The 20,520-nt window shown below is 45.6% G+C and carries 23 protein-coding genes and 1 tRNA gene; 11 read left to right on the top strand and 13 right to left on the bottom strand.

Annotated features, from left to right (window positions below; genetic code table 11):
- Positions 1–4: 4 nt before the first annotated feature.
- The 5 genes from COV46_07480 (at position 5) to COV46_07500 (ending at position 4,147) form a co-directional block, all read left to right on the top strand.
- Positions 5–727, top strand: a complete 723-nt coding sequence (locus tag COV46_07480) for a transcriptional regulator (GenBank protein ID PIR16637.1) — start codon at positions 5–7, stop codon at positions 725–727.
- Positions 728–848: 121 nt separating this feature from the next.
- Positions 849–1,127 (top strand): transcriptional regulator, encoded by a 279-nt coding sequence (locus COV46_07485; GenBank protein PIR16638.1) that lies wholly within the window; start codon positions 849–851, stop codon positions 1,125–1,127.
- A gap of 126 nt (positions 1,128–1,253) precedes the next feature.
- Positions 1,254–1,625, top strand: coding sequence for a hypothetical protein (locus tag COV46_07490; GenBank protein PIR16639.1), 372 nt, complete (start codon positions 1,254–1,256; stop codon positions 1,623–1,625).
- A gap of 786 nt (positions 1,626–2,411) precedes the next feature.
- Positions 2,412–3,722, top strand: a complete 1,311-nt coding sequence (locus tag COV46_07495) for a GTPase (GenBank protein ID PIR16640.1) — start codon at positions 2,412–2,414, stop codon at positions 3,720–3,722.
- Between the two features lie 212 nt (positions 3,723–3,934).
- Positions 3,935–4,147 (top strand): hypothetical protein, encoded by a 213-nt coding sequence (locus COV46_07500; protein ID PIR16641.1) that lies wholly within the window; start codon positions 3,935–3,937, stop codon positions 4,145–4,147.
- On the opposite strand, the gene COV46_07505 is transcribed toward COV46_07500, so the two are convergent.
- The 3 genes from COV46_07505 to COV46_07515 form a co-directional block, all read right to left on the bottom strand.
- Positions 4,122–4,748, bottom strand: coding sequence for a hypothetical protein (locus tag COV46_07505; protein ID PIR16642.1), 627 nt, complete (start codon positions 4,746–4,748; stop codon positions 4,122–4,124). The genes COV46_07500 and COV46_07505 overlap by 26 nt on opposite strands.
- Positions 4,749–5,612 carry a deoxyribonuclease IV gene (locus COV46_07510; protein ID PIR16659.1) on the bottom strand — a complete coding sequence of 288 codons (864 nt, stop codon included), beginning with the start codon at positions 5,610–5,612 and terminating at the stop codon, positions 4,749–4,751.
- A gap of 560 nt (positions 5,613–6,172) precedes the next feature.
- The gene (locus tag COV46_07515) at positions 6,173–7,015 is read right to left on the bottom strand and encodes a hypothetical protein (GenBank protein PIR16643.1); all 843 of its coding nucleotides are present in this window, start codon (positions 7,013–7,015) and stop codon (positions 6,173–6,175) included.
- A 256-nt stretch (positions 7,016–7,271) separates the two neighbouring features.
- Between COV46_07515 and COV46_07520 the strand changes: the two genes are divergently transcribed.
- Both COV46_07520 and COV46_07525 read left to right on the top strand, forming a co-directional pair.
- Positions 7,272–7,859 (top strand): hypothetical protein, encoded by a 588-nt coding sequence (locus COV46_07520; protein ID PIR16644.1) that lies wholly within the window; start codon positions 7,272–7,274, stop codon positions 7,857–7,859.
- A gap of 728 nt (positions 7,860–8,587) precedes the next feature.
- Positions 8,588–8,664 (top strand) — tRNA-Glu (locus COV46_07525).
- Between the two features lie 329 nt (positions 8,665–8,993).
- Here COV46_07525 and COV46_07530 read toward each other — a convergent pair.
- The 3 genes from COV46_07530 to trpR all read right to left on the bottom strand — a co-directional run bounded on the left by COV46_07530 (position 8,994) and on the right by trpR (position 10,199).
- Positions 8,994–9,182 (bottom strand): hypothetical protein, encoded by a 189-nt coding sequence (locus COV46_07530; GenBank protein ID PIR16645.1) that lies wholly within the window; start codon positions 9,180–9,182, stop codon positions 8,994–8,996.
- A gap of 66 nt (positions 9,183–9,248) precedes the next feature.
- On the bottom strand, positions 9,249–9,761 hold the full coding sequence (locus tag COV46_07535) for a hypothetical protein (protein PIR16646.1): 513 nt from the start codon (positions 9,759–9,761) through the stop codon (positions 9,249–9,251).
- Between the two features lie 150 nt (positions 9,762–9,911).
- Positions 9,912–10,199 (bottom strand): trp operon repressor, encoded by a 288-nt coding sequence (gene trpR, locus COV46_07540; protein PIR16647.1) that lies wholly within the window; start codon positions 10,197–10,199, stop codon positions 9,912–9,914.
- Between the two features lie 107 nt (positions 10,200–10,306).
- Here trpR and COV46_07545 point away from each other — a divergent pair, with 107 nt between their 5' ends.
- Together COV46_07545 and COV46_07550 are read left to right on the top strand one after the other, a co-directional pair.
- Positions 10,307–11,503: a hypothetical protein gene (locus COV46_07545; protein PIR16648.1), complete on the top strand. Its 1,197-nt coding sequence runs from the start codon at positions 10,307–10,309 to the stop codon at positions 11,501–11,503.
- Positions 11,504–12,143: 640 nt separating this feature from the next.
- Positions 12,144–12,596 (top strand): hypothetical protein, encoded by a 453-nt coding sequence (locus COV46_07550; GenBank protein ID PIR16649.1) that lies wholly within the window; start codon positions 12,144–12,146, stop codon positions 12,594–12,596.
- Between the two features lie 56 nt (positions 12,597–12,652).
- Here the strand turns inward: COV46_07550 and COV46_07555 are convergent, their stop codons facing one another.
- From COV46_07555 to COV46_07585, 7 genes are all read right to left on the bottom strand, one after another.
- Complete coding sequence (locus COV46_07555) at positions 12,653–13,018, bottom strand: hypothetical protein (GenBank protein PIR16650.1); 366 nt, start codon at positions 13,016–13,018, stop codon at positions 12,653–12,655.
- Positions 13,015–13,245, bottom strand: a complete 231-nt coding sequence (locus tag COV46_07560; protein PIR16651.1) for a hypothetical protein — start codon at positions 13,243–13,245, stop codon at positions 13,015–13,017. Before COV46_07560 ends, COV46_07555 begins: the two co-directional genes overlap by 4 nt.
- Positions 13,246–14,002: 757 nt before the next feature.
- Positions 14,003–15,436, bottom strand: a complete 1,434-nt coding sequence (locus COV46_07565; GenBank protein PIR16652.1) for an IS66 family transposase — start codon at positions 15,434–15,436, stop codon at positions 14,003–14,005.
- Between the two features lie 272 nt (positions 15,437–15,708).
- Positions 15,709–16,491: a site-specific DNA-methyltransferase gene (locus COV46_07570; protein ID PIR16653.1), complete on the bottom strand. Its 783-nt coding sequence runs from the start codon at positions 16,489–16,491 to the stop codon at positions 15,709–15,711.
- Positions 16,488–17,420 carry a restriction endonuclease gene (locus COV46_07575; GenBank protein PIR16654.1) on the bottom strand — a complete coding sequence of 311 codons (933 nt, stop codon included), beginning with the start codon at positions 17,418–17,420 and terminating at the stop codon, positions 16,488–16,490. Before COV46_07575 ends, COV46_07570 begins: the two co-directional genes overlap by 4 nt.
- A 9-nt stretch (positions 17,421–17,429) precedes the next feature.
- Positions 17,430–18,368: a modification methylase gene (locus COV46_07580; GenBank protein PIR16655.1), complete on the bottom strand. Its 939-nt coding sequence runs from the start codon at positions 18,366–18,368 to the stop codon at positions 17,430–17,432.
- Positions 18,369–18,416: 48 nt separating this feature from the next.
- Positions 18,417–18,737, bottom strand: a complete 321-nt coding sequence (locus COV46_07585) for a hypothetical protein (GenBank protein PIR16656.1) — start codon at positions 18,735–18,737, stop codon at positions 18,417–18,419.
- A gap of 167 nt (positions 18,738–18,904) precedes the next feature.
- Here COV46_07585 and COV46_07590 point away from each other — a divergent pair, with 167 nt between their 5' ends.
- Positions 18,905–19,921 (top strand): hypothetical protein, encoded by a 1,017-nt coding sequence (locus COV46_07590; GenBank protein PIR16657.1) that lies wholly within the window; start codon positions 18,905–18,907, stop codon positions 19,919–19,921.
- Positions 19,922–20,148: 227 nt separating this feature from the next.
- Positions 20,149–20,391, top strand: a complete 243-nt coding sequence (locus COV46_07595; protein ID PIR16658.1) for a hypothetical protein — start codon at positions 20,149–20,151, stop codon at positions 20,389–20,391.
- The last annotated feature ends 129 nt before the right edge of the window (positions 20,392–20,520 follow it).

Consider the following 20,520-nt stretch of genomic DNA (forward strand, 5'->3'; position numbering starts at 1 on the left):
AAATATGCCAATTGTCAATGGCCTTCAAAAAAGCAGGCTCTTTTCCGGCCTTTCAAGGGATGAACTGGATAAGATGGCCTTGATAGCAAGGGCGAAGAAATACTCCGACGGAATGCTTATTTTCAATCAGGGTGATGAGGCGAGGGGCATATATATAATCGTCGGGGGCGCGGCAAAGATATTTCAGCTCTCTCCCGAAGGGAAGGAACACCTTCTCCACACCTTTCATGAGAACGATTGTTTCGGCGAGGCGGCGGCGTTCGGGATGGGGATATTCCCTGCAAACGCCGAAGCGGTCGATGAGACAGAGCTCATATTCATACCCGTAAAGGAGTTCAAAGACATACTTTTGAACAACCCGCAGTTGTCGGTCAAGATCATCGGAAATCTCTCGATGCTCCTGCACGTTATGGTCGAGCAGATCCATTCCCTGACGCTCAAAGACGCCACGACAAGGATAGCTGAATATATCCTGTCGCTCGTAAAGAATAGAACGTCCGGCGAAAAAGTTTCCGTTGAGCTCCCGCTCAAAAAGGGGGAGCTTGCCTCGCAATTAAATATCACACAGGAGACTTTTTCACGCGGGCTTCAGCGCCTGCGCGCACAAAAACTCATTAAAGTGGAAGGCAAGATGATAACCATTGAGGATCGTTGCGCTTTAGAGAATTTGATTTCCGTCAAATCTCGCATGGTTGCATGGGCTGTCACTAGGCCCCACTTACCCTGATTGGCGGCCCCATCTGGAACAAAGTTCGAACCTATTTTCACCATTTGTGGCCATTATAAAAGGAGGCCGCTTTGAAAATAATGCTTGACAGGATTGCTTTTATGCACTAGTTCGTGAGTGCATGAAAGATGCATGGAAGAAAGAGTTGGCAAGGATGGTGGCTTCGGCAAGAGGAGCTAATGAGGCAAATGTTTTGTTAAAAACCTTATTAACACCGGCTGAACACGGGGAATTGGCAAAACGGTGGCAGATAGTTTGTGGGCTTATCGGGGGTGTTCCGCAAAGGGTGATTCGAGATAAGCTTTCGGCATCAATTGCCACGATTACGCGTGGCTCAAGAGAGTTGAAATATGGAAACGGTATTTTTCAAAAGTTCTATAAACGATTGCAGGGGCAATAAAACCCGCGGCCCCTGTATGTTTACACACTCATTTTTCCACATCTGGTGGGCGTAACGCCCAATCATATTCTCGTTGTCATTCTATTTTTCATTTAACCGTAACAACAATTTTAAGGAGGACTTTTTATGTCTACAAAATGTGTCACAAGAGAAGTTGCTACATATTATGCCAGACCACCATGTTTCCCAAGCGGTTATGAGAGCGATGGTAAGTGCTATGGATCAACAACCATTACGGAATGCGGCATCAGCGTACCCATTTCTGGAAATGACGAGTATAGAAAAGTTGCGGCGCTTACAGGTTTCCCGGATGTGCTCAGTGAAGAAGATGCCTTTAGGTTTCTTTGCGCAAAAAGTGTCGCTGAGCGAGAGATTTCTTCAAGAACAGGCATATACGATTTTATCGTAGACTTGATGTTCGGACGCGAATATACGGAAGAAACTATCCGCGGCAACGAACTGTTCAAAGCAGGGTATCATTTCGATCATTTCTACTGAGAAGGAAGATATGACAATATGGACCTAAATGCTCTCAGGAATCGAGCAAGACAATTTGTGGAACAAGCTCAGACCGTAGCTGAAAAATCGGCAGAGAAACCAATTGATTGCAGTGGTGTGCCATTTGGTAAGAATGTGCACTGCGACCAGGTCAATTATGGTATGACCTTATTCGATTCATGCAATGGTCGCCGTTGTAGTGATTATCACTACGAAGAATGATGTGGATTTATTCAGATGGCCGGAGAGGTGGCCAACATCCTCCTCTCTGGCATTTTCTGATATTGAATTATAACCACAAGACGGAGTCAAGATTTACAGGGGTGACGGAAACGCTACAGTTTTGGGTGTGTGCGTTTTGTTCGGATCTGACAATTTCAACATGTCAGCGTTTGATTAGGCCTTTAGCTCAGGTAGTGGTATAAGAAGGCATGAAATCGCCCAAAAACAGGGTCAAAAAACCATATCATGAAATGGGCCTGCTGGACTTTCAAAACCACTTTCCTGTCAAAAGTTGATAAAGTTTATGAGGACTTGCAACCTTTTTTCAAGAAAAGCTCATTTTCCAGATCCGAACTTAGCCTCAGTTTCCACTCAAGGCATATATACATACGTGCGGACACGTTGGCCGCACTGAATGGATGGAAAGAGGCTATGATTGTAAGTGAGGTTAACCCGACTTCCGCCCCCAGTTGCGGAAGTCGGGCTAATTTTATGCGGTGCTTGCATAAAAAAACATCTTCTGCTAGAAATTACCGGATTTAAAAAACCTTAAAAGGATACTTTATGACCAAGAAAAGAGTTTTGATCATGGGCGCGGCAGGAAGGGACTTTCACAATTTCAACGTCTTCTTCAGAAACAACCCCAACTACGAAGTAATGGGCTTCACGGCAACGCAGATCCCGAACATCGAAGGGAGAAAATATCCGGCAGATCTTTCGGGCCGCCTTTATCCAAGGGGAATTCCCATTCATTCAGAAAAGACGCTTGCCGATCTTATAGCCAACGAAAAAATTGATGAGGTCTTCTTTTCATACTCGGACGTCTCTTACGAAACGGTGATGCAAAAAAGCGCCATAGCCCTTGCGGCGGGCGCCGACTTCACGCTCCTCTCCTCTCTTCACACCCAGATAAAGTCGACCAAACCAGTTGTTGCCGTATGCGCGGTGAGGACAGGTTGCGGAAAGAGCCAGACCTCCAGAAAGATCGTCTCAACCCTCAAAAAGAAGGGAAGGAAGGTGGTGGCCATACGTCATCCGATGCCCTACGGCGCCCTGACAGAGCAGATAGCCCAGAGATTCGCCAGCTATAAGGACATGGACGACCACAAGTGCACGATAGAAGAGCGCGAGGAGTATGAACCTTACATCGACGAAGGATTGGTCGTTTATGCCGGCGTTGATTACGAAAAGATCTTGCGTCAGGCCGAAAAAGAGGCCGACGTTATCATTTGGGACGGCGGAAATAACGACGTTCCGTTCTACGTTCCGGACCTGCACATAACCGTTCTTGACCCGCTACGCGCCGGGCATGAGAGAAAGTATTACCCCGGCGAGGTCAACTTTATCGATGCCGACGTCCTTGTTATAAACAAGTACGAACAAGCTAACAAAGAGCAACTCGACACGCTTCTTGCAAATATCCGCGAATGCAACCAGAGCGCGCTCATCATAAACGGCGCCTCCAAGTTAACGGTCGAAAACCCAGCGGCGATAAAGGGAAAACGCGTCCTTGTAATTGAAGACGGCCCAACTCTCACCCACGGGGGCATGAGCTTTGGCGCCGGGGTCGTTGCCGCCAAGGAGTTCGGGGCGGCTGAACTCGTTGACCCAAGGCCCTACGCCGTTGGTTCGATAAAGAAGGCCTATCAGCAATATCCTCACATGGGAAATCTACTCCCAGCCTTAGGTTATTATAAGGATCAGCTAAACGACCTGGAAGAGACGGTCAAGGCAACTCCGTGTGATGTGATACTGGTCGCAAGCCCAATAGATATCCGCAGGGTCATCAAGCTCGACAAGCCTGCAATGAGGGTCCGCTACTATATCGAAGAGATAGGTAATCCGACATTCGAAGACGTTCTGGCAAAGTTCTAAAATACTTTAAATGATGTAAATTTTGACGCCGCCGCCTGTTATTATCGTTCTACGTGTTAGAATTCTTATCCGACCTACTATTATGTTTGCCTAACTCACTGAACGGTTTTAAACGCGGCGATTTCGTGAAAAGATTCCTTGAGATACTAAGATCGCTAGAAACGACGCCTTCGGACGGATGCCTGTTCTTAAGATGCCTGCTGGACAGTACCATGAAGACGTATGGTCCGGTGATAAACTTTGCTAACAGAGACATAGCAGAAAGGTTCAGGAACTATTTTGCGTCACACAGGACCGATCCCCCTTACCAGTCGATCTATTTGAAGGGCCTTGATAACGCGCTCGGCCCGATGCTTGACCTGCGCTACGCAGACCTTACAGATCCACAAAGGAACACCCTCAATCGTGAAGTTCAGAGGGATTAGCGTATGGCTTGATACCGTCCCAAACGGCGCCGATGAAGAGAACTATTAGAGCGCCTGTGTATATCCAGAGTCCATAGAAGTTTGGCTTCATTGTAAAACCAATGCCTAGCGCAGGAAAGATTGGAATGATCAGAACCGCCAGAGACCATCCCCAATTGAATTTCTTGGTCCTTAGCCATCTTACGAGAAATACAATGAGGGCAATGGCGCCTATTATGGCGATGGCTGAAAGCCTTGCCATCTTCATTGCGTGGATATGACTCGTTGTTCCGAACTCCTCTTTAAGAGCACTTATTACAAGGCCGCCCCAAATGCCTGAGTTCCAGACGGAAAGGAGGGCCAAGAACCCGAAGAGGAACTTAAACGACCTTGTGCAATGCTCCGGCCTTAAAAGCCACGCCACAATGATGGCGTAGAGAGGGACCAAGAGCAGAAGAAGGCCGGTATTGAGGGAGGAGAGCGAACTTGTTGCAAAGCTCTTAATGGAGTCGAGTATGAGTAGCTCAAAACCGCTGCCGACCCTGTCGCAGGCCTTTAGCCATGGCAGAAAGAACGCCACGATACAGACCAGCCCGAAAATCGAAAATATTTTTCTCTTCATTTATATATCCCCCACTATTTTTCTTATGATCCTCAGGTTCTTCTTGTCGTTAGCGTCGTTATCCACTTTTGGCGTTTCCAGGACAAAGGGGACATTAAAGAACCTCTTGTCCCTTAGTAACATAGTGAAGGCATCAAGTCCAATATATCCCTTGCCTAAATTTTCGTGCCTGTCGACCCTGCTCCCAAGGTCCTTGGCCGAGTCGTTCAGGTGTATCGCAAGGAGATTTTCTATTCCGATAAGATCGTCGAAGCTTTTCATGGTGGCGACGTAACCCTTTTTATCCCTTATGTCGTAGCCGGCGGCAAATATATGGGCGGTGTCCATACAGACGCCTATCCTTTTCATGTATTTCGCGGGAAGCCTTTTGAATATCTCGTCAAAATGTTCGAACTTGTAACCCATGCTTCGGCCCTGTCCGGCCGTTGTCTCTAGGGCTATTTTGACGCGGAACCCCTCTGTATCGTCGATGAGCTCTTTGAGAGACTCTACTACCTGCACGATACCGACTATCTCGCCCGCCCCTTTGTGGGAACCGGGATGGACCACAATAAAAGGGAGCTCTAAACTTTCCGCCCTTTTTAGCTCCTGCATCATCGATCTCATTGAGAGGCCGTGAACCCCATCTTCGGCCGTGGCCAGGTTTATAAGATAACCCGTGTGTGAAAAGGCGAGCCTAACCCCTTGGGCAGAACATTCATTTTGAAATCTTACGATGTCGGCCTCCAGAAGAGGCGTCGCTTCCCACTGGTTGGAGTTCTTGGTGAATATCTGGATGGTGTTGCAATGAAGCGCCCCGGCACGACGCGCGGCCTCAAAAAGGCCGCCGCTGATAGAAAAATGGGCACCCACCAACCTTGACAGGCGCCCATCTACTGTTTTGTCAACTTTTCTGGTCATTCTGAGCATAGCGAAGAATCGCGCTTGTAAAATTGCATACGGGAGATCCCTCGACTCGTCCGCTCACGCGGACATCGCTCAGGTCACTTCTTCGAGAGCTTGTTCTTCTTGACATAGGCCCAGATCTTCTTTGTCATTTCGCTGGGGCCGATCGGTGCTACTCCGAACACTTTCTCTATCGGGTCCTTACACCCCTTAAAGTTGATGGTGTACCCGCCGAACGCTTTTTTTGCTGCCATAAAATTCCTCCTTTTGTGTCCGGCCGCCTTCGCGACCGGGACGGTTAGCTTCGCTTAAGTTCGATCTGAATATATCCCTTTTTACGACTCCTGTAAACTAAAAAGAAGCAGATGATCGCTTCTACAAATCCGGCAAAAATAATGACCAATATCCATGCAACCAGGAAATTTTCTCGCTCATCTCTATTCTCTCCCGCGCCAGAATTTCTGCGAAGAGATTAAAGCTCTCACAATTCTTTTCATTATGCGCCCCCTTCGCTTTGCCTCTTGAAGATATCAAAAATATCAATGTATGTCATATGAAATACCGTCGGATTCAATGGTGACGTTGCCTAAGATGTTTGCCTTGTCCACGAACTCGTTCTTTAGCCAGCCTCGCTCTGTCTGGAAGATCTCAATATCGTTCTGAATAAGGCGCTTGATGACCGATAGGTGAGGATGCCAGTAGTCGTTATTATTTCCTACTGAGATGATCGCCGCCTCAGGAGAGGTCAGCTCCAAAAACCCTTGATTGGTAGATGTATTGCTTCCGTGATGGCCGACATGCAGAACGTCGATATCGCCGGCGAGCTCCCCCAGATGGGTTTCCATGTCTATCGTTGTGTACGGAGCTTCTCCCCCGCCGCCGGGCAGGTCGCCGGTCACGAGATATTTAAAGCCTCCGAAAGATATGAGAAGCCCGGCCGAGCTTTCGTTATCGTTCTCACATTCGACCTCAAACCCATCGATATATTCGCAATCTTTTAGAAGCGTTTCGATGCGAACATCACCGCCCAGATAAAAGAGATCGCCTGATTTGAATTCGGTAGGAGGTATTCCGACATTTTCCATGTCGCCGTTGTGGTCCGAATCATCGTGCGTAATAAAAAGGTATTTGATATTAATTCCGCCTAACCTATCTTTAAGGCTCCCCTTTATCCCTGTATCGATAAGAGCGGCCTCTCCTTCGGGAGACATAACAAGCTGGGACGCCCCCTCGCCCACATCTAAAACCACTATTTTTAGAAGTCCGTCGCTGCTGCCAGATAGCGCTGGATTTCTTTCTTTTACGTCCGGCCCCTTTGCCACATTCCACGAGCTTCCGCATGATGAGATGAGCGCGCATATTATTATGACTATTTGTCTCATGTGAAATGACCTAGCAAGATTCGTGCCAGAAGTAGATCGGTTAGCAGGTTAATAGATTTGCAGGCCGGCGGGTTCATAACAAGTTGATCTATAAGGAAGCTCTGCCTTTTAACCTGTTAACCTGAAAAACCACCAACCTGTTAACCGTTTTTTATAAGTGACGTAAATTGGACACATTGTCCTGCCCCGGTGAACAAATATAGTCAACGATTTCAATGATGCTAACTTGGCACGATGTTTGCTTAAGGTGAATGGCATGAGGCTTAAAATATTCATCATGGCGTTCCTTGTCGTTTCTCGAATTGGGCAGGCGGGCACCGTCCAAATGACCCTGCCCGACATCTCCGTTGTTCACAAGATGGCGCTCAACTACGCAAGGATCAATCCCGAAGACCTCTCTGACCTTAAAAGGCGTTCGCGCCGGGCGGCCATCCTTCCCACCTTTCAAATAGGAGCCAAAAGGGCCATCCAGAACAACGTGAACGTTGCAATAGATGACAATGTCTCCGTAACATCGGCGGGGACAGAGATAGGCCCCACCACTTCCAACATTAAGCAGGACTCCAATGATGATATTTCGTTAGAGGTAAAAGCCGTCTGGTCGTTAAATGAGCTCATCTACAATCCCGACACGATAGACGTAACTCAGGAGGCCCGATATCAGATGCGTGAGCGAAGGCTGTTGCTCGCCGAGGTGAACAAGAGATATTTCGAGCTGGAGAAATTGATCAAATTCCCCGATCCTAAAGAAAGCCCCAAAAAGATGGACCTTTTAAAGGATGAATTAATAGCCGACCTAGACGCCATGACCGGCGGCTGGTTCGGTGAGCAGATCGACAGGTAGAACGGCTACTTCTTCTCTTCCTTGTCGTTCTCTGCCACGAACTTTTTGATCTCGTCCAGCGTTTCAAGGATCATCTTGGCCTTGGTCAGTCCGAAAGAGAACGGGAACTTGTCCGTTTCGTTCCTTTTTATCACAAGCATCGGATTGCCTTTGTATTCGGATCTTTCGATTATCATGGTAGTCTCCTTAAGTTGTGCGCCTGCATAAATTATTTTTCCGTGTTTGTCACCAAAATACCCCCCTAAAAGCCCCTTTTATAAAATAATTGCCTTTTAGGGCACCTTTTGCTAGGTGCTCCCATTGCCCACTGCGAGCGAGAACATGGTTTTGCCAGTTCGAGCGAGAGGGGTTTGGGAAAAACGGCAAGCCTTGGAGCCGGTCGTTCCCCCCCCCATTTAAATAAACGCTCCCTTCGTCTAGCGGTCTAGGCTGGCACGAACGGCCTAGTGAGTGCCAGGCGAGGCGGGCGCAGCCAGTGGCTGAAAAGTGAGGGAGCGGCCCGGCGACCGAACGTCAGCCCGCCGAGTCGGCTCCATAGAACGGCGACGTTCAGGAGCTGTTCGGAGGAGGAGCCCTCTCAAGGCTAAGATCGCGGGTTCTGACCGAGACAGGGGACCCAACCTTTGGTTGGGTGGGCGAGGGCGCGACAGCGCGGAAAGGAGAACCCCGCAGCCTGGAGTTTTTTTGACAACTTTGTGATTAGTATATCGACCCGTAAAACGGTCAATGCTCCCTTCGTCTAGCGGTCTAGGACATAGCCCTCTCAAGGCTAAGATCGCGGGTTCGAACCCCGCAGGGAGCGCCAAGTGACAACTGGTAGAACCCATGCTGGGATGTAAGTCCGGCGTGGGTTCGCCATGGTCGCTAGCACAGAAGCCGCGCCAAGCGCGGCTTTTCTGTTTGTGCACTTCTCGAAATCTCGTCTGGTCGAAACTGAAACCCCAAGGCACCTGTAGAACCTGATGGGTTCGACCGATTTTCAAAACCCTTGGGACGGTAAGGACGGCTAGGACGGTAAAAGACTAACTTTCCACTGCCACACTTCACCTAAAGTCAGGTGGAGCGGTGGGGAGTTTTTTTCAGACGCTCCACTGGTCCACCACCTTTTAGAGTGGAGTGGAACAGTGGAGAGTTTCACCACTCCCCGTGAATCCACGGGGAGCCTTCATCTTCATAAAGATTCTTGCGAGGCAGTTCCTTCTTGGGAGTAATCGCTATCTTCTCCGGCTCCTTCTCTTCTTTCTTCTTCTTGCCGGTCTTGCAGATGACAGTGAAGATGAATCCGATAGGCAATAGACCCCAAATACCATTCCAAATATCCATACCGCGTCAGTCAGATAAAACCGGAGAGGATGCTTGCCCTCTCCGGCTATCCTGAAACAAATAAGATTAGCGCCCACAAAGCGGGAAACCATGTCTGTCTTTGAATAGGCAACGGCCACGAGAATCGACCTCAAAAAGAGATGGTCTTCTTGGCTGTGTTTTTCCGTCAAGGTCTTGGGCACGTTCCACAAATTGTTTTGCCCTATTTCTAAGGGCGCGCAGATTCAGACTGTCATAATGTTTTTTTGCGAGAAAATAATCGAAGTGATATTTTACCTTCATCAGTTCGTTGTCGTGAATAACTTTCTCTATGTATTCGCGTCCAAATATAAAGTTTACCATAGAATCGTATATGCCTGTTCTTGAAGCAATCTCTTTTTCGGCGATGCCTTTGGCGCAATAGAATCTAAAAACATCTTCTTCACTCAACACATAAGTAAACCCGGACATTGCCGCTACTTTGCGAAATTCATCGCTGGATTCATTAGAAATCACAACGCCGCATTCCACATCGGATCGATAGCCAGCACATCTGCCAGTACCGTCATCGAAAGGGAAGCATGGCGGCTTTGCGTACATCGTTGGCACTTCCCGAGTAATGCATTTTGTAGACATAAAAATACCTCCTTAAAATTTTGATTAAAATAAACGAACAAACAGATTTTAATTGGATGCATTTGGGCTTACGCCCACCAGATGTGAAGATCGGTAATGATGGATAGAGAAATGCTAGCGGGTTTGGCGAACCTCAAGCCTTTTGTAGAATTTTTGAAATGTACCGTTTCCATACTGTATTTCTCTCGATCCTCGCGTCACTGTGGCAATCGAGGCTCCCAGCTCTTTTTTGATCTCCCTTTGCGGAACTCCTTCAATAAGCCTCTTTACAATCTGCCAGCGCTTCGCCAGTTCCTCGTACTCCTTTGGTGTCAGAAGCACTGATAATAACTCCTTGATTTCCACCTTGGTTTTTGCGGAAGCAAAAAGTTCAATTAATTCTTTTCTCCAACCGTCCTCCATATGTACTCATCGACTAGTACACGGGTTCGTACCTGTCAAGTGTTTTTTCCTTCATTATACCTAAAATTTTTCTATACTATTCTAAACCACCATGTTAGAATGGTTCTATGAAAATAAACCGCAACATAATCAAAAGGTTAGAAGCGGAATTATCGGAACCGAAGATCTCGATTCTGCTTGGGGCGAGGCAGGTCGGAAAGACAACGCTATTGCATGACATCGAGGAGATAGCCCAAAAAGATGGCAAAAAAACCGCATTCTATGATCTGGAATCAAGCGCTGACCTGATGAAGCTGTCCGGCGATCAACAATCTGTCATCGATCAGATCCTGTCAGGCGGCGATGTCGTTTTTATCGACGAATTCCATTATCTGAAAAACGCTTCGAAGATTTTTAAGGCCATATACGATCAAAAGGCACCGGTAAAGATATTTGCGACAGGTTCATCGTCGATGGAGATTCACAAACACTTGAAGGAAAGCCTTGCGGGTCGGTTTTATAGAACGATGATCTTTCCGTTGACCCTTTCTGAGATAGAGCAGATTCCAAAGACAAACATCGGCGATTATTTGCAGTGGGGAGGGCTTCCTGAACTTGCTCACTGCAAAACAGATGATCAGAGATCAAACATCCTAGAAAATATTGTCAGCACCTACATAACAAAGGATATAAAAAGTTTGATCAGGGAAGAAAATATTCGCGGTTTCAATACCATGCTCTATCTGCTTGCGTCCAATCAGGGCTCTCTGGTTGTAAAATCGGAAATAGCAAGAGAGGTAGGGATCAGCGAGCCAACAGTTTCAAGGCATCTGGAAATACTGAAACAAACTTATGTATGCCACATGCTAAACAGTTTCTCAGGCAACCTTGGAAACGAGTTGAAGAAATCCATTAAATCGTATTTTTTCGATATCGGAATTAGAAATTGCCTAGTAAAGGATTTTAGACTGTTTACTGCTAGAGAAGACAAGGGAACACTAAATGAGACATTTGTTTTCCTACACATGTACAGGCAACTTAAGCCGAATATGGAAATCAGATTTTGGCGAACCAAAAAAGGAGAAGAGGTCGACTTTATTTTGATCAAAAACAGGGTACCGGTACCGGTTGAAGTGAAATCGAATTTAAAAGACTGTTCAATCCCATCGGGTATGAAGGCTTTTTTGCGAGCGTATCCGAAATCGCCCTTTGGGATCGTATTTAATGAAACACAAGAAAACACCTGTGAATTTGAAGGAAAGCCAATATATTTTCAAAACATCAGCAAAGCCGAATCAGTTGAATATTTACAGACAGTTTTATAAGGTTCTACTATTGCGCCTTAAGGAGCGCCAATATTTGTCATACATGCTCAATTTTAACCTTTCGTGGCGCATTTATACTTTGCACACTGTGCCCCTGATAGTCGAAGCCATATCCCTTTAATGATATATATGTGGGTTTTGAAAACTGTAGCCAAAGTCGGGTTTGAAAAGTGAAAGAGCAGATTTAGCTTGAACATTTTATGCGAGTAAGTATATAAGGACCGCAAAGGTAATGAAAATGAATATGTTACGGATCACATCGCATCTACCGCATAGCCATCACAAGAATGGAGGCGGAGTGGTCCATTAAGTTTTTGTATAAACGGTTAACATGGCCCACCCGCTAAATGTGGGCTTTTTATTTTCTGCATTGAAGCCCACCTCAACTGGTGGGTTTTTTATTTTTTAACGAGGAGGTGTCTTATGGGGTTTGTCCCCAGATCACATAGGTATTCAAAAAATTGTTTAGGAACCTCTGAAAAATTGAATTATTTACCATTCGTCCTGAGCGTGTCGAAGGACGAGCTCTTACATTTCAACACTTTGACCGTTTATGGTTCGACAAGCTCACCACGAACGGTCAATTTTTCAGAGGTTCCTTTAATGAGTTATTGTTAACCAAAAAAATAGGGAGAATAAAATGACAACAAAAAATAGAATCGAAGTATCCAATTTTAAGAGCGATATTATGACAATTCCTTCAGATCCACAGGTAGAGCCAATGTGTCGATTCGGTAACCAGCTTAAGCTGGAGAACGAAGTCCTTACGATCAAAGTTGCTTCCGAGGCATGGAAATCGCGCTACTATTCGATGTGTGAATGGACTACAGCCAAAATAGACATGAACGGACTAATGACGTACGACAACGGCAGGCAACTATATTTTTCAAATCGGGAACGTGTCCTCTTCTTCGATGAAAAATGCCCAACACTTCCATCAAAGAGAGACTTCTTGTTCAGAGTGATAGTTGCCGGCATAGAATCGGCTGCCTACAAACTGAGGAAAGAAGGACGTCAAGAGAATGCATCCTTACTTAATCAACTCAGCAAAATACTCGCTACTGATTTGCTAAAAGCCATCTGTGTTGATTAACTTCTGGCTGAGGGGCGGTGGGGCATTACGCTCCACCGCTTACTCTTTATATAGCATCACGCCGCCAGATTGAACTCTATCGTATCATAAGGAACAATAGGAGTCTTCACTTCGCGCCCTGAGACCTGTGTCGTCCTGACCTTGATAGCTCCAACTTCTTCGAAGAAAAGAATAACCTTATTTAAATTAGACACGTCTATCTTGATAATCTTGGCTAGTTCGTAGATAGACTTTGGCTTAAAAACCAAAATGTATTTTAAGATGTAGATGTTTTTCACAAAACGATCAAAGTCATTTTTGCTGTCAAAACTGATTTCGTAGTGAGGTTCAGCAGCTTTCTTTTTTTTAGCCCTTTTAAAGGCTTTTGCAAAATCATCGAGAACTTCATCGGATGTCTTTAATGATATAATTAAGCGCTTCATATCTTCACCTCCATGTTTATTAAAACCAGTTTTTTAAAGTCCTTTATCAGTTTTTTTTCATCAATGTATTCATACGACAATTCCTGATCGTTTATATGTATATGAGGCCCCTTTGGATGATGATTATCCATAAGGACTTGTTTTCCAGTTTTAGGTTCAGTCAATATGAGCCCGTATTTCACGCCTTCCGGATACCTTGCAGATTTACTCACATCGTAAATCTCCATTTCCAACATGTAAACGGGCCTTGTGCCAGTAGACCAATGTCGCTTTCATATTGGTTGAATAATACCAATATTGCGGTGGAATGTCGAGTATAATTTTGCTTACGACTTCGATTTACAATACGTCGGTATTTATTCATAACTACCGACATTATGTAACCCTGATATCAATATCGACATAAATCGGTTCTACTATGGGGTTCGCGTAGTGACTGACTGGGAGCGCAAAAATGGCGGTGACCCTTTAGGGTTGCCGCCATTTTTTTGCTTTTGGGTTCGAACGTCCGCCAAAGGCGGACCTGTTCGACGACCGAGGCCGGGTACCCGCCAAGCGGGTGGCCGAGGAAGTACCCGAAGACGAGAGCCGGAGGGTGCCCCCGCAGGGAGCGCTGAATGACAACTCGTCAAACCCTCGTCCTGATGTATGAGGGACGGTGGTTCGCGAGAGTCATTATTCTACTGGTCGCGCAGGACGCAAGCTCTCTGTTTCGCCACTTCTGAAAATCACGTCAGAACTAACTCGGAACCCTGATTGACCGTCTGAACCCTAAGGGTTCGACCCCTCGACGCGTTTACCTTCGGTGAACTTGCTCGGTATAGGTTGGGTCCTTCCTTAGGATTCCGGAGTATCTGAGGAACGACCCATACCCGTGCCATCGTGGACAAAGTGGAATATGTTTTACGGGGGGGGAGGTCACAAGAAAGTCGATTAATTCTGCCAATAGGGAATAAAACCACACCGGTAACTGGTCAGCGAATATCAGCTTTCAGCCATGAATGAGGGAATTTGTCCTTGGAAAAGCCCGCGCAGCGCCTCTGTTGGGCTCACGTCGTTTTTTCTGCAGGTTGATAGAAAGCTGCGCACTCGGCAAAAAACCCTGGCGCCATCCATCGAACGGAAACAACCCGAAATCTTTTGCTGCACCTTGGTCATTCTCAAATCATTCTCACCCTGATTATTTGTGAAGGGCACAATAGCTTCGGTCATGAAACGCAGGGTGTCCGATTCGAAGTCTCTTAACCGTTCGAGCAAGTTGCGAGAAAATGTTTTCTTCTGCCGCCCGCGTTTTCCTGATTCCCTGGGCATTGGCAAAGGACATTCCTTATCTCCCTGCATCAGGATCTCCCTATATTGCTCGCAATAACCTGCGATCGTTTCTTTTGAAAGCACCCCGTTTGCGGCTGCCACCACCCTATTGAGATCGAGCAGCAGCTGTTTCAAGTGCCCCACCCACAAGTGATTATCTTCTTCGATCACTCGTGTGAGCTCCCGAAGATGATGTGCATTGCAGAGCACGTGGACGACATCCTTATACCTATAATAGGATTTCCAATGATCATGACAGAGATAGCCTGTGTAAAAGGGAAGCACGCCCATGCGGTCCATCGCCTCCTTCCCACGTTTTTCATCAGCATGATACAACGTGACCTGCCCTTTCGAAAGATTGTGGAGCCAGACCTTCTTGCCGCCAATGTTGATCCCCGTCTCGTCTGCATGATTGAGAGGGGATTTTAAAAGTTTTTCGCGGGCCCACGCCTCAAATGGTTCAAGCCGCTTAAAGGCATCCTCGTTGAAATTCGAGATTGAGCCCTTGGAAATTGTCAGCCCGACTTGATCCGTAAAATGATTCTGCACTCGCAGGAGCGGAATCAATTGAAACTGTGAGAGATATACCGACTCTGCCTTTACCCCAAAACCGTATTGGACAGCCTTGGTAACACCTTCGGGAAATGTCGCAACGTACCGATTTCCACAATCATCTTCCAATGCCTCAGCTCTATATTCAGTGACATGCAATTTGACCTGCACATCAAAGACTTGCCGGCTTTCGTATCCAGCGTTCCGGTAGTTTTTCTTTTCGCCTGGAAGTGTGCGCCGATCAATAGAGAGTTCTGTAATAGTATCCTGCGTGTCTATCTTTGTCAGCGTGCAGCCATCGTGCCCCGCTTGTCCGCCGGGCTTTCGCTTTTGATCATCTCCTTCGGTCTTTGCTTTCCGCAATCGATTCGGATCCTGCGACGGTGGCTTATGACTGTTGCGGCTGTTGCGCCCCATACGACTTGCCAGGATGGAAACTAGAAGCATGACAACTTCAATGGCGGCACGAAGGGCTGGGGAAATATCCTTCTCTTCTTTCAATAGGCGCCCAACCTTTTCGAGAGCCTCTTCAATATTGATGTGCTCAACAACCATACCCCCTTACACCACAGCTTTTGAATACTGGTTTTGAAGCCCATATTTCGCTCTCAGAAGGCGAAAATAACTAAGACAGGGCGCAATGTCGATGCTGGCTTTTGTGTTGAAGGGGAGTCGTCTGTGCTCGCTTTAGGGAGCATGCAAATGCGATGTTCAAAAAACAAAATCCAATGACGTTTCCCCTGCAAAACCATGTCAAGCTATTTCTGCTTCACATCATAAATAAATTCGCTGACCAGTTACCATAATCAATAAAATACTGACATCGCCTATAATGAACTTTCAATAAAACTCTCCTTTTCTTTATCGTCATGGGGCTTCCTGAAAATAAATAAATGCTCATGCATAATGAGATAGAAGTCGTATTTTTCAACCATAGACCGCCATTTGGGTGTTGTCTGACAGTTGTGCTGAACCTTTATGATATCCTCTTTAAGTATAAACCCATTAGTTAAGAAAAGTCGCATCAGGTTGTAGGCAATGGGTACAAAGTGGCGCTTCCTTCTAGTGTCACCAATAAGGATACCGCAGTAGCGATCGGGCTTAAGAACTCGATAAAACTCTCTCACCGCAGGTTCAAATACCATTAAAAATTTTTTGAGACTGCCTATGTTTGAAACGTCATCCGCGATTTTACCTTCGGAATACTTGATTATATTAAGATAAGGGGGATGAGTTACAATCAGGTCAATCGAGTTATCAGTAATTCCCTTAAGGCTTCTAGCATCCCCCACATAACAGTCTTGTTTGGAATTATTATCAGCCTTGAATTTTAAGTTCTCATTAGTCAGTTTTACTGCGGCGGGATTAATGTCTATACCTATGGCATTCCGATTAAGAAGTTTGGCCTCAATAAGGGTTGTCCCAGCGCCAACCATAGGGTCCAGTATAAGATCGCTCTCCTTCGTAAATTTTAAGATCACATTACGAGGTATTTGGGGCGCCCAGTTACCCCTATATTTTGGATTGTGTGTGGCCCATGAGCCCCGCTTAGGGAAAGACCAGACAGTAGTGGTTTCATTTTCAAAGGATTCTTCAGAATTGTCATTCATAAACCGTCAACCACTATTCTTTCCAACACACCATTTTCAAGCATGGCAAGAGAAAGGAGGTAGTCGTTGTTGTTAAACGTTTCCAGTAAAGGCCGATGCGTTGTTCTCCATCCAACACCATCAGTGACCCAGATGAACTTATAACTCGCGTTCTTAATAGTATTATTAAGCTGTTTATATTCTCCGGCGGTGGCTTTAAGTTTAGAGCCACCCCCGCCATAATAGTTTGTCTCTATAAGGTAGAGATCCTTCAAGCTCTTAATGACAAAATCATAACGCCTTGATGATTTATCAACGGGCACACTCACTCCGAACCTGTCCATAATTTCAGTAGCGTTGGCTTCCTTAAGGTACTTCAAGCCATGTCTTTTACAGATATCGGCGATAAAGAATTCTGTAACGTCTTCCATAGCATGTCCAGAACGATTTTTACGACCATTACTATCCAGACCCGCTTCGACACCGATTACGTAATCAACTACGTTTTTGATCCTCTTCTCGGTGAAAAGCCTTTTTAACCCCGATTTGTCCACAAAAGTTATAATTTTCTTAATGTCACTCTCAGTGACCGAGGTAATATCAAAGTTGTACTCCTCGTAAACAAATCTCTTCTTTGAGTAGTCGGCTAAAATACTGAAGTTTTTGGTATTAGACCCATCTCTTACAACAAGCAATGGGATGGTAGAGGCTACGGCTGGATGATTTTTCAGAAGGTATTCTAACTCTTTTTCAAAATCACTCTTACCAATTAAATAATTTAGGATATTTAAATTTACCTCGACATCTTTGACATTTCCGAAGACCTTATCCCAATTTACAAAATACGACCAGACGAGGAGTGACGGCTTCAGGTTGTCAATGACGTAGCGAAAAACACTATCTGCATCACCACATTTCAACAACTCATTGTAGATCTCTAAGTATTTCATCAAACACCCTTAGTAATTTGTTACAAGGATTTCACTTATGTGAATACGCCTCGAAGCGTTACAATTGATTAATCTTTTAGCTTTAATACGAATCATATTAAATCCTTCGTAAAGCTTGTCAAAAAAATCATCGTTCGGGTCTTCGTTCTTTGGGTCCGAATTGCTAAGCATAATTTTAACCCCACGCTTACTGCTTAGGGTTTTAGTGAGTCCAGCCAACCTTTTTTGCTCTCCATCATCAAATATATTAGCCATGTATGAAGTAAAATTAGAGGTCTTATTTAATGGCCTATACGGGGGATCAAAATACACAAATGAATTGGGCTTAATTTGTTTTTTCACTACAGCAAAGTCTTCATTTGTAATGACTGCCTTTTGAAGCAATTCACTGACGGCAAGCAAGTTCTCCTCATTGCAAATTAAAGGGTTTTTGTACCGTCCAAACGGAACATTAAAATTCCCACTGGCATTTACTCTATAAAGGCCGTTAAAACAGGTGCGGTTTAGGAAAATCGTTTTTGCCACTCTGGTGGGAATTTCTTTATGACTAAGTTGTTTTGATTTATTGGTTCCACTGACTTCATTGTACTCGCAGCGGACCTGATAATAAAAATTCGACTGCTCATCGCCGTTCATCTTATGATACTTATCCTCAAGGCTTCTGAGATGTTTGATGACCGACCCCACATCCTTTTGAATCGCTGAATAACAGAGATAAATTTCAGGATTAAGTTCATTAAGATAAGCCTTTTCAATCTTACAGTTTTGCATCACCCAAAAGAAAACAGCACCGCCACCCAAAAATGGTTCATAATAGTGTTTTATGATGCCTTTGCCGTTTAACTCTTTAGGGAAATGACCTTGAAATTGCTCAAGTAATTGCCCTTTACCCCCCGCCCACTTCAAAAATGGCTTTGCCTGATACATATGTTCTCCTTTATGAATCATTTCCCGATTTATTTCAAGCCTTATGGCTAAATCATTTCTGCTTTGATTCTATTTCACTTCCAGCCTCATCTCGCTCGATCCGCCCTTATTATCCATCGCCATCATCCCCGCAATCTCCCATTTATCTACGGCCCACTTCATCTTCAGGCCTTCGGGGAACAGCTTAGCTAGAGCGTTACAGGCTTCATTGGGCTTCTTTCTTAGGATGTCAGTCAGTTTCTTGAACTTTTCCTTCATCGTGGCCGGTAGAGCATAAACTTTTTCCTGTTGTAACGCCTTGAACTGCTTGATCTGGTATCGCAGTAAGCGCTCGCGTTTTTCTTTTACATCAATAGTCTCAAGGATCGTCTTTGATTCTCCGCCTTTCATCACCGCTTCAGCCAAGTTCTTTAGTTCAATTTCAGTATTTGGGGGCAGGCTTTCCTAATTAGCTTATACTTCCATTTTCATCTCGCTCGCTCCGCCCTCGTTATTCATCGCCGCTCTTTTAGGTTTCATTTGACTTTATGAAGGACTTTATGTAAACTTTATGCAAGATGAATATTTACAAGCCAATATTTCAGCCAACCGCGCATCTTTATAAGCTTCTGGAACAGATAAGCGCTGTGCGCGAACGGGTGCAGAATTCTCTCATAAAAGTTCCTTGGGTGCCATCGCTGGTTATAGAAGCGCGTGCAAGGCTTGTCTGGGGGTCAACGGCGATTGAAGGTTGCACGCTGTCGCTGGAAGCTGTTCAGGGGTTACTGGAAGGAAAAGAGGCCATTGGGTATCCTGGTCGCGATGTCCAAATGGCGAAGAACTACATCAAGACTCTTTCATGGATCCAGAAATGGGAAAAGCATGCCATCGTGAAAGAGGCCGACATATTTAAACTACATGCAATTTTAGCCGAAGGGGCTGTCGATGAAGGGCCAGCTGGATCATATAGAAAGCAGAATGTAAGAGCAGGTCTGCACGTCGCCCCAAATTGGAAAGAAGTCCCAAAATTGATGCAGGGATTGCTGACTTGGTTGAATGAACCGGCAAAGCAACTACCGGCTATATTCTCTTCAGCAATTCTGCATTTAAGATTCGTTGAGATCCATCCTTTTAGAGATGGCAATGGAAGACTTGGCCGCCTTCTTGCCACATGGGAACTGTACCGCAAGGGGTTTGATCTATTACACATATTTGCACTGGATGAAGTCCTTCTGGAACACCGAGAATTTTATATCAAGAATCTGCAAAGGGGTCAGGTTGAAAAAGAGGATCTCGGCGGCTGGCTAGAATTTATTGCAGAAACCATTTTAGAGACATTAGAGCGGATCGAAAAACGGATCACGGCCATTGGCATGGTCGATAAAAAGCCAATATCATTAACTATGCGACAGGAGAAGCTTCTAAACATTCTACGTGAGAAAGGGCAATTGAGCATTAGCGATATTGCGTCCTCTTTAAAAATCACGGTGCCTGGTGCACATTATGTTATGAAACCGCTTTTACAACATGGCCTCATAACAAGATTGGGATCACATAAACAAACGCGTTACGTTTTAACCTCCCAAAATAAATAGTTCGACAGTTGCACGCTTGGGAGCGCCATTATGCAAATTCCGCTGATGTTGGCAGGTGATTCCGCTGATGTCGACACCCCTGTGACATACTGAAGAACTGTTGCGTGGGTGCTAACATACCCTGCCTGCATCATGTCGACGGGCACCCAGATTAGGCAATTTATGGGCACTTGAAATTAGGCAATTTTGATGACCTGAACTGACCTCACTTTAAAAGAGGAGGCCAGATGAACAGGAAATCAAATATGCAGCAAGAACAGATCGTCGCTCTATTTATCGCCGGGGAGTCCATTCGCAACATATCAAAAAGACTAGGGATTCACCGAGATACGGTGAGAGGCTACATCAAAGCGCGAGGTTTTTTAATCAAACGGGGGCGGCCAGCCAAAACCGGCAATTTAACCGTAAGGGTGCCCGCCGGGTTCTGCGACCGATCCACCCCAGCAATCGACATCGCAATCTCTATGTGAACCGTATCGCGAGTTTATTGAAGAGCGTCTTTCTCGCGGCATGGACGCCTATTATGTCTGGTACGATCTTAAAGTCGAGACCAGCTTTAGCGCTGGCTACGATTCGGTCAAGCGATTTGCCCGCAAGAT

The sequence above is a fragment of the Deltaproteobacteria bacterium CG11_big_fil_rev_8_21_14_0_20_49_13 genome, from assembly GCA_002796305.1.
Classification (GTDB): Bacteria; UBA10199; UBA10199.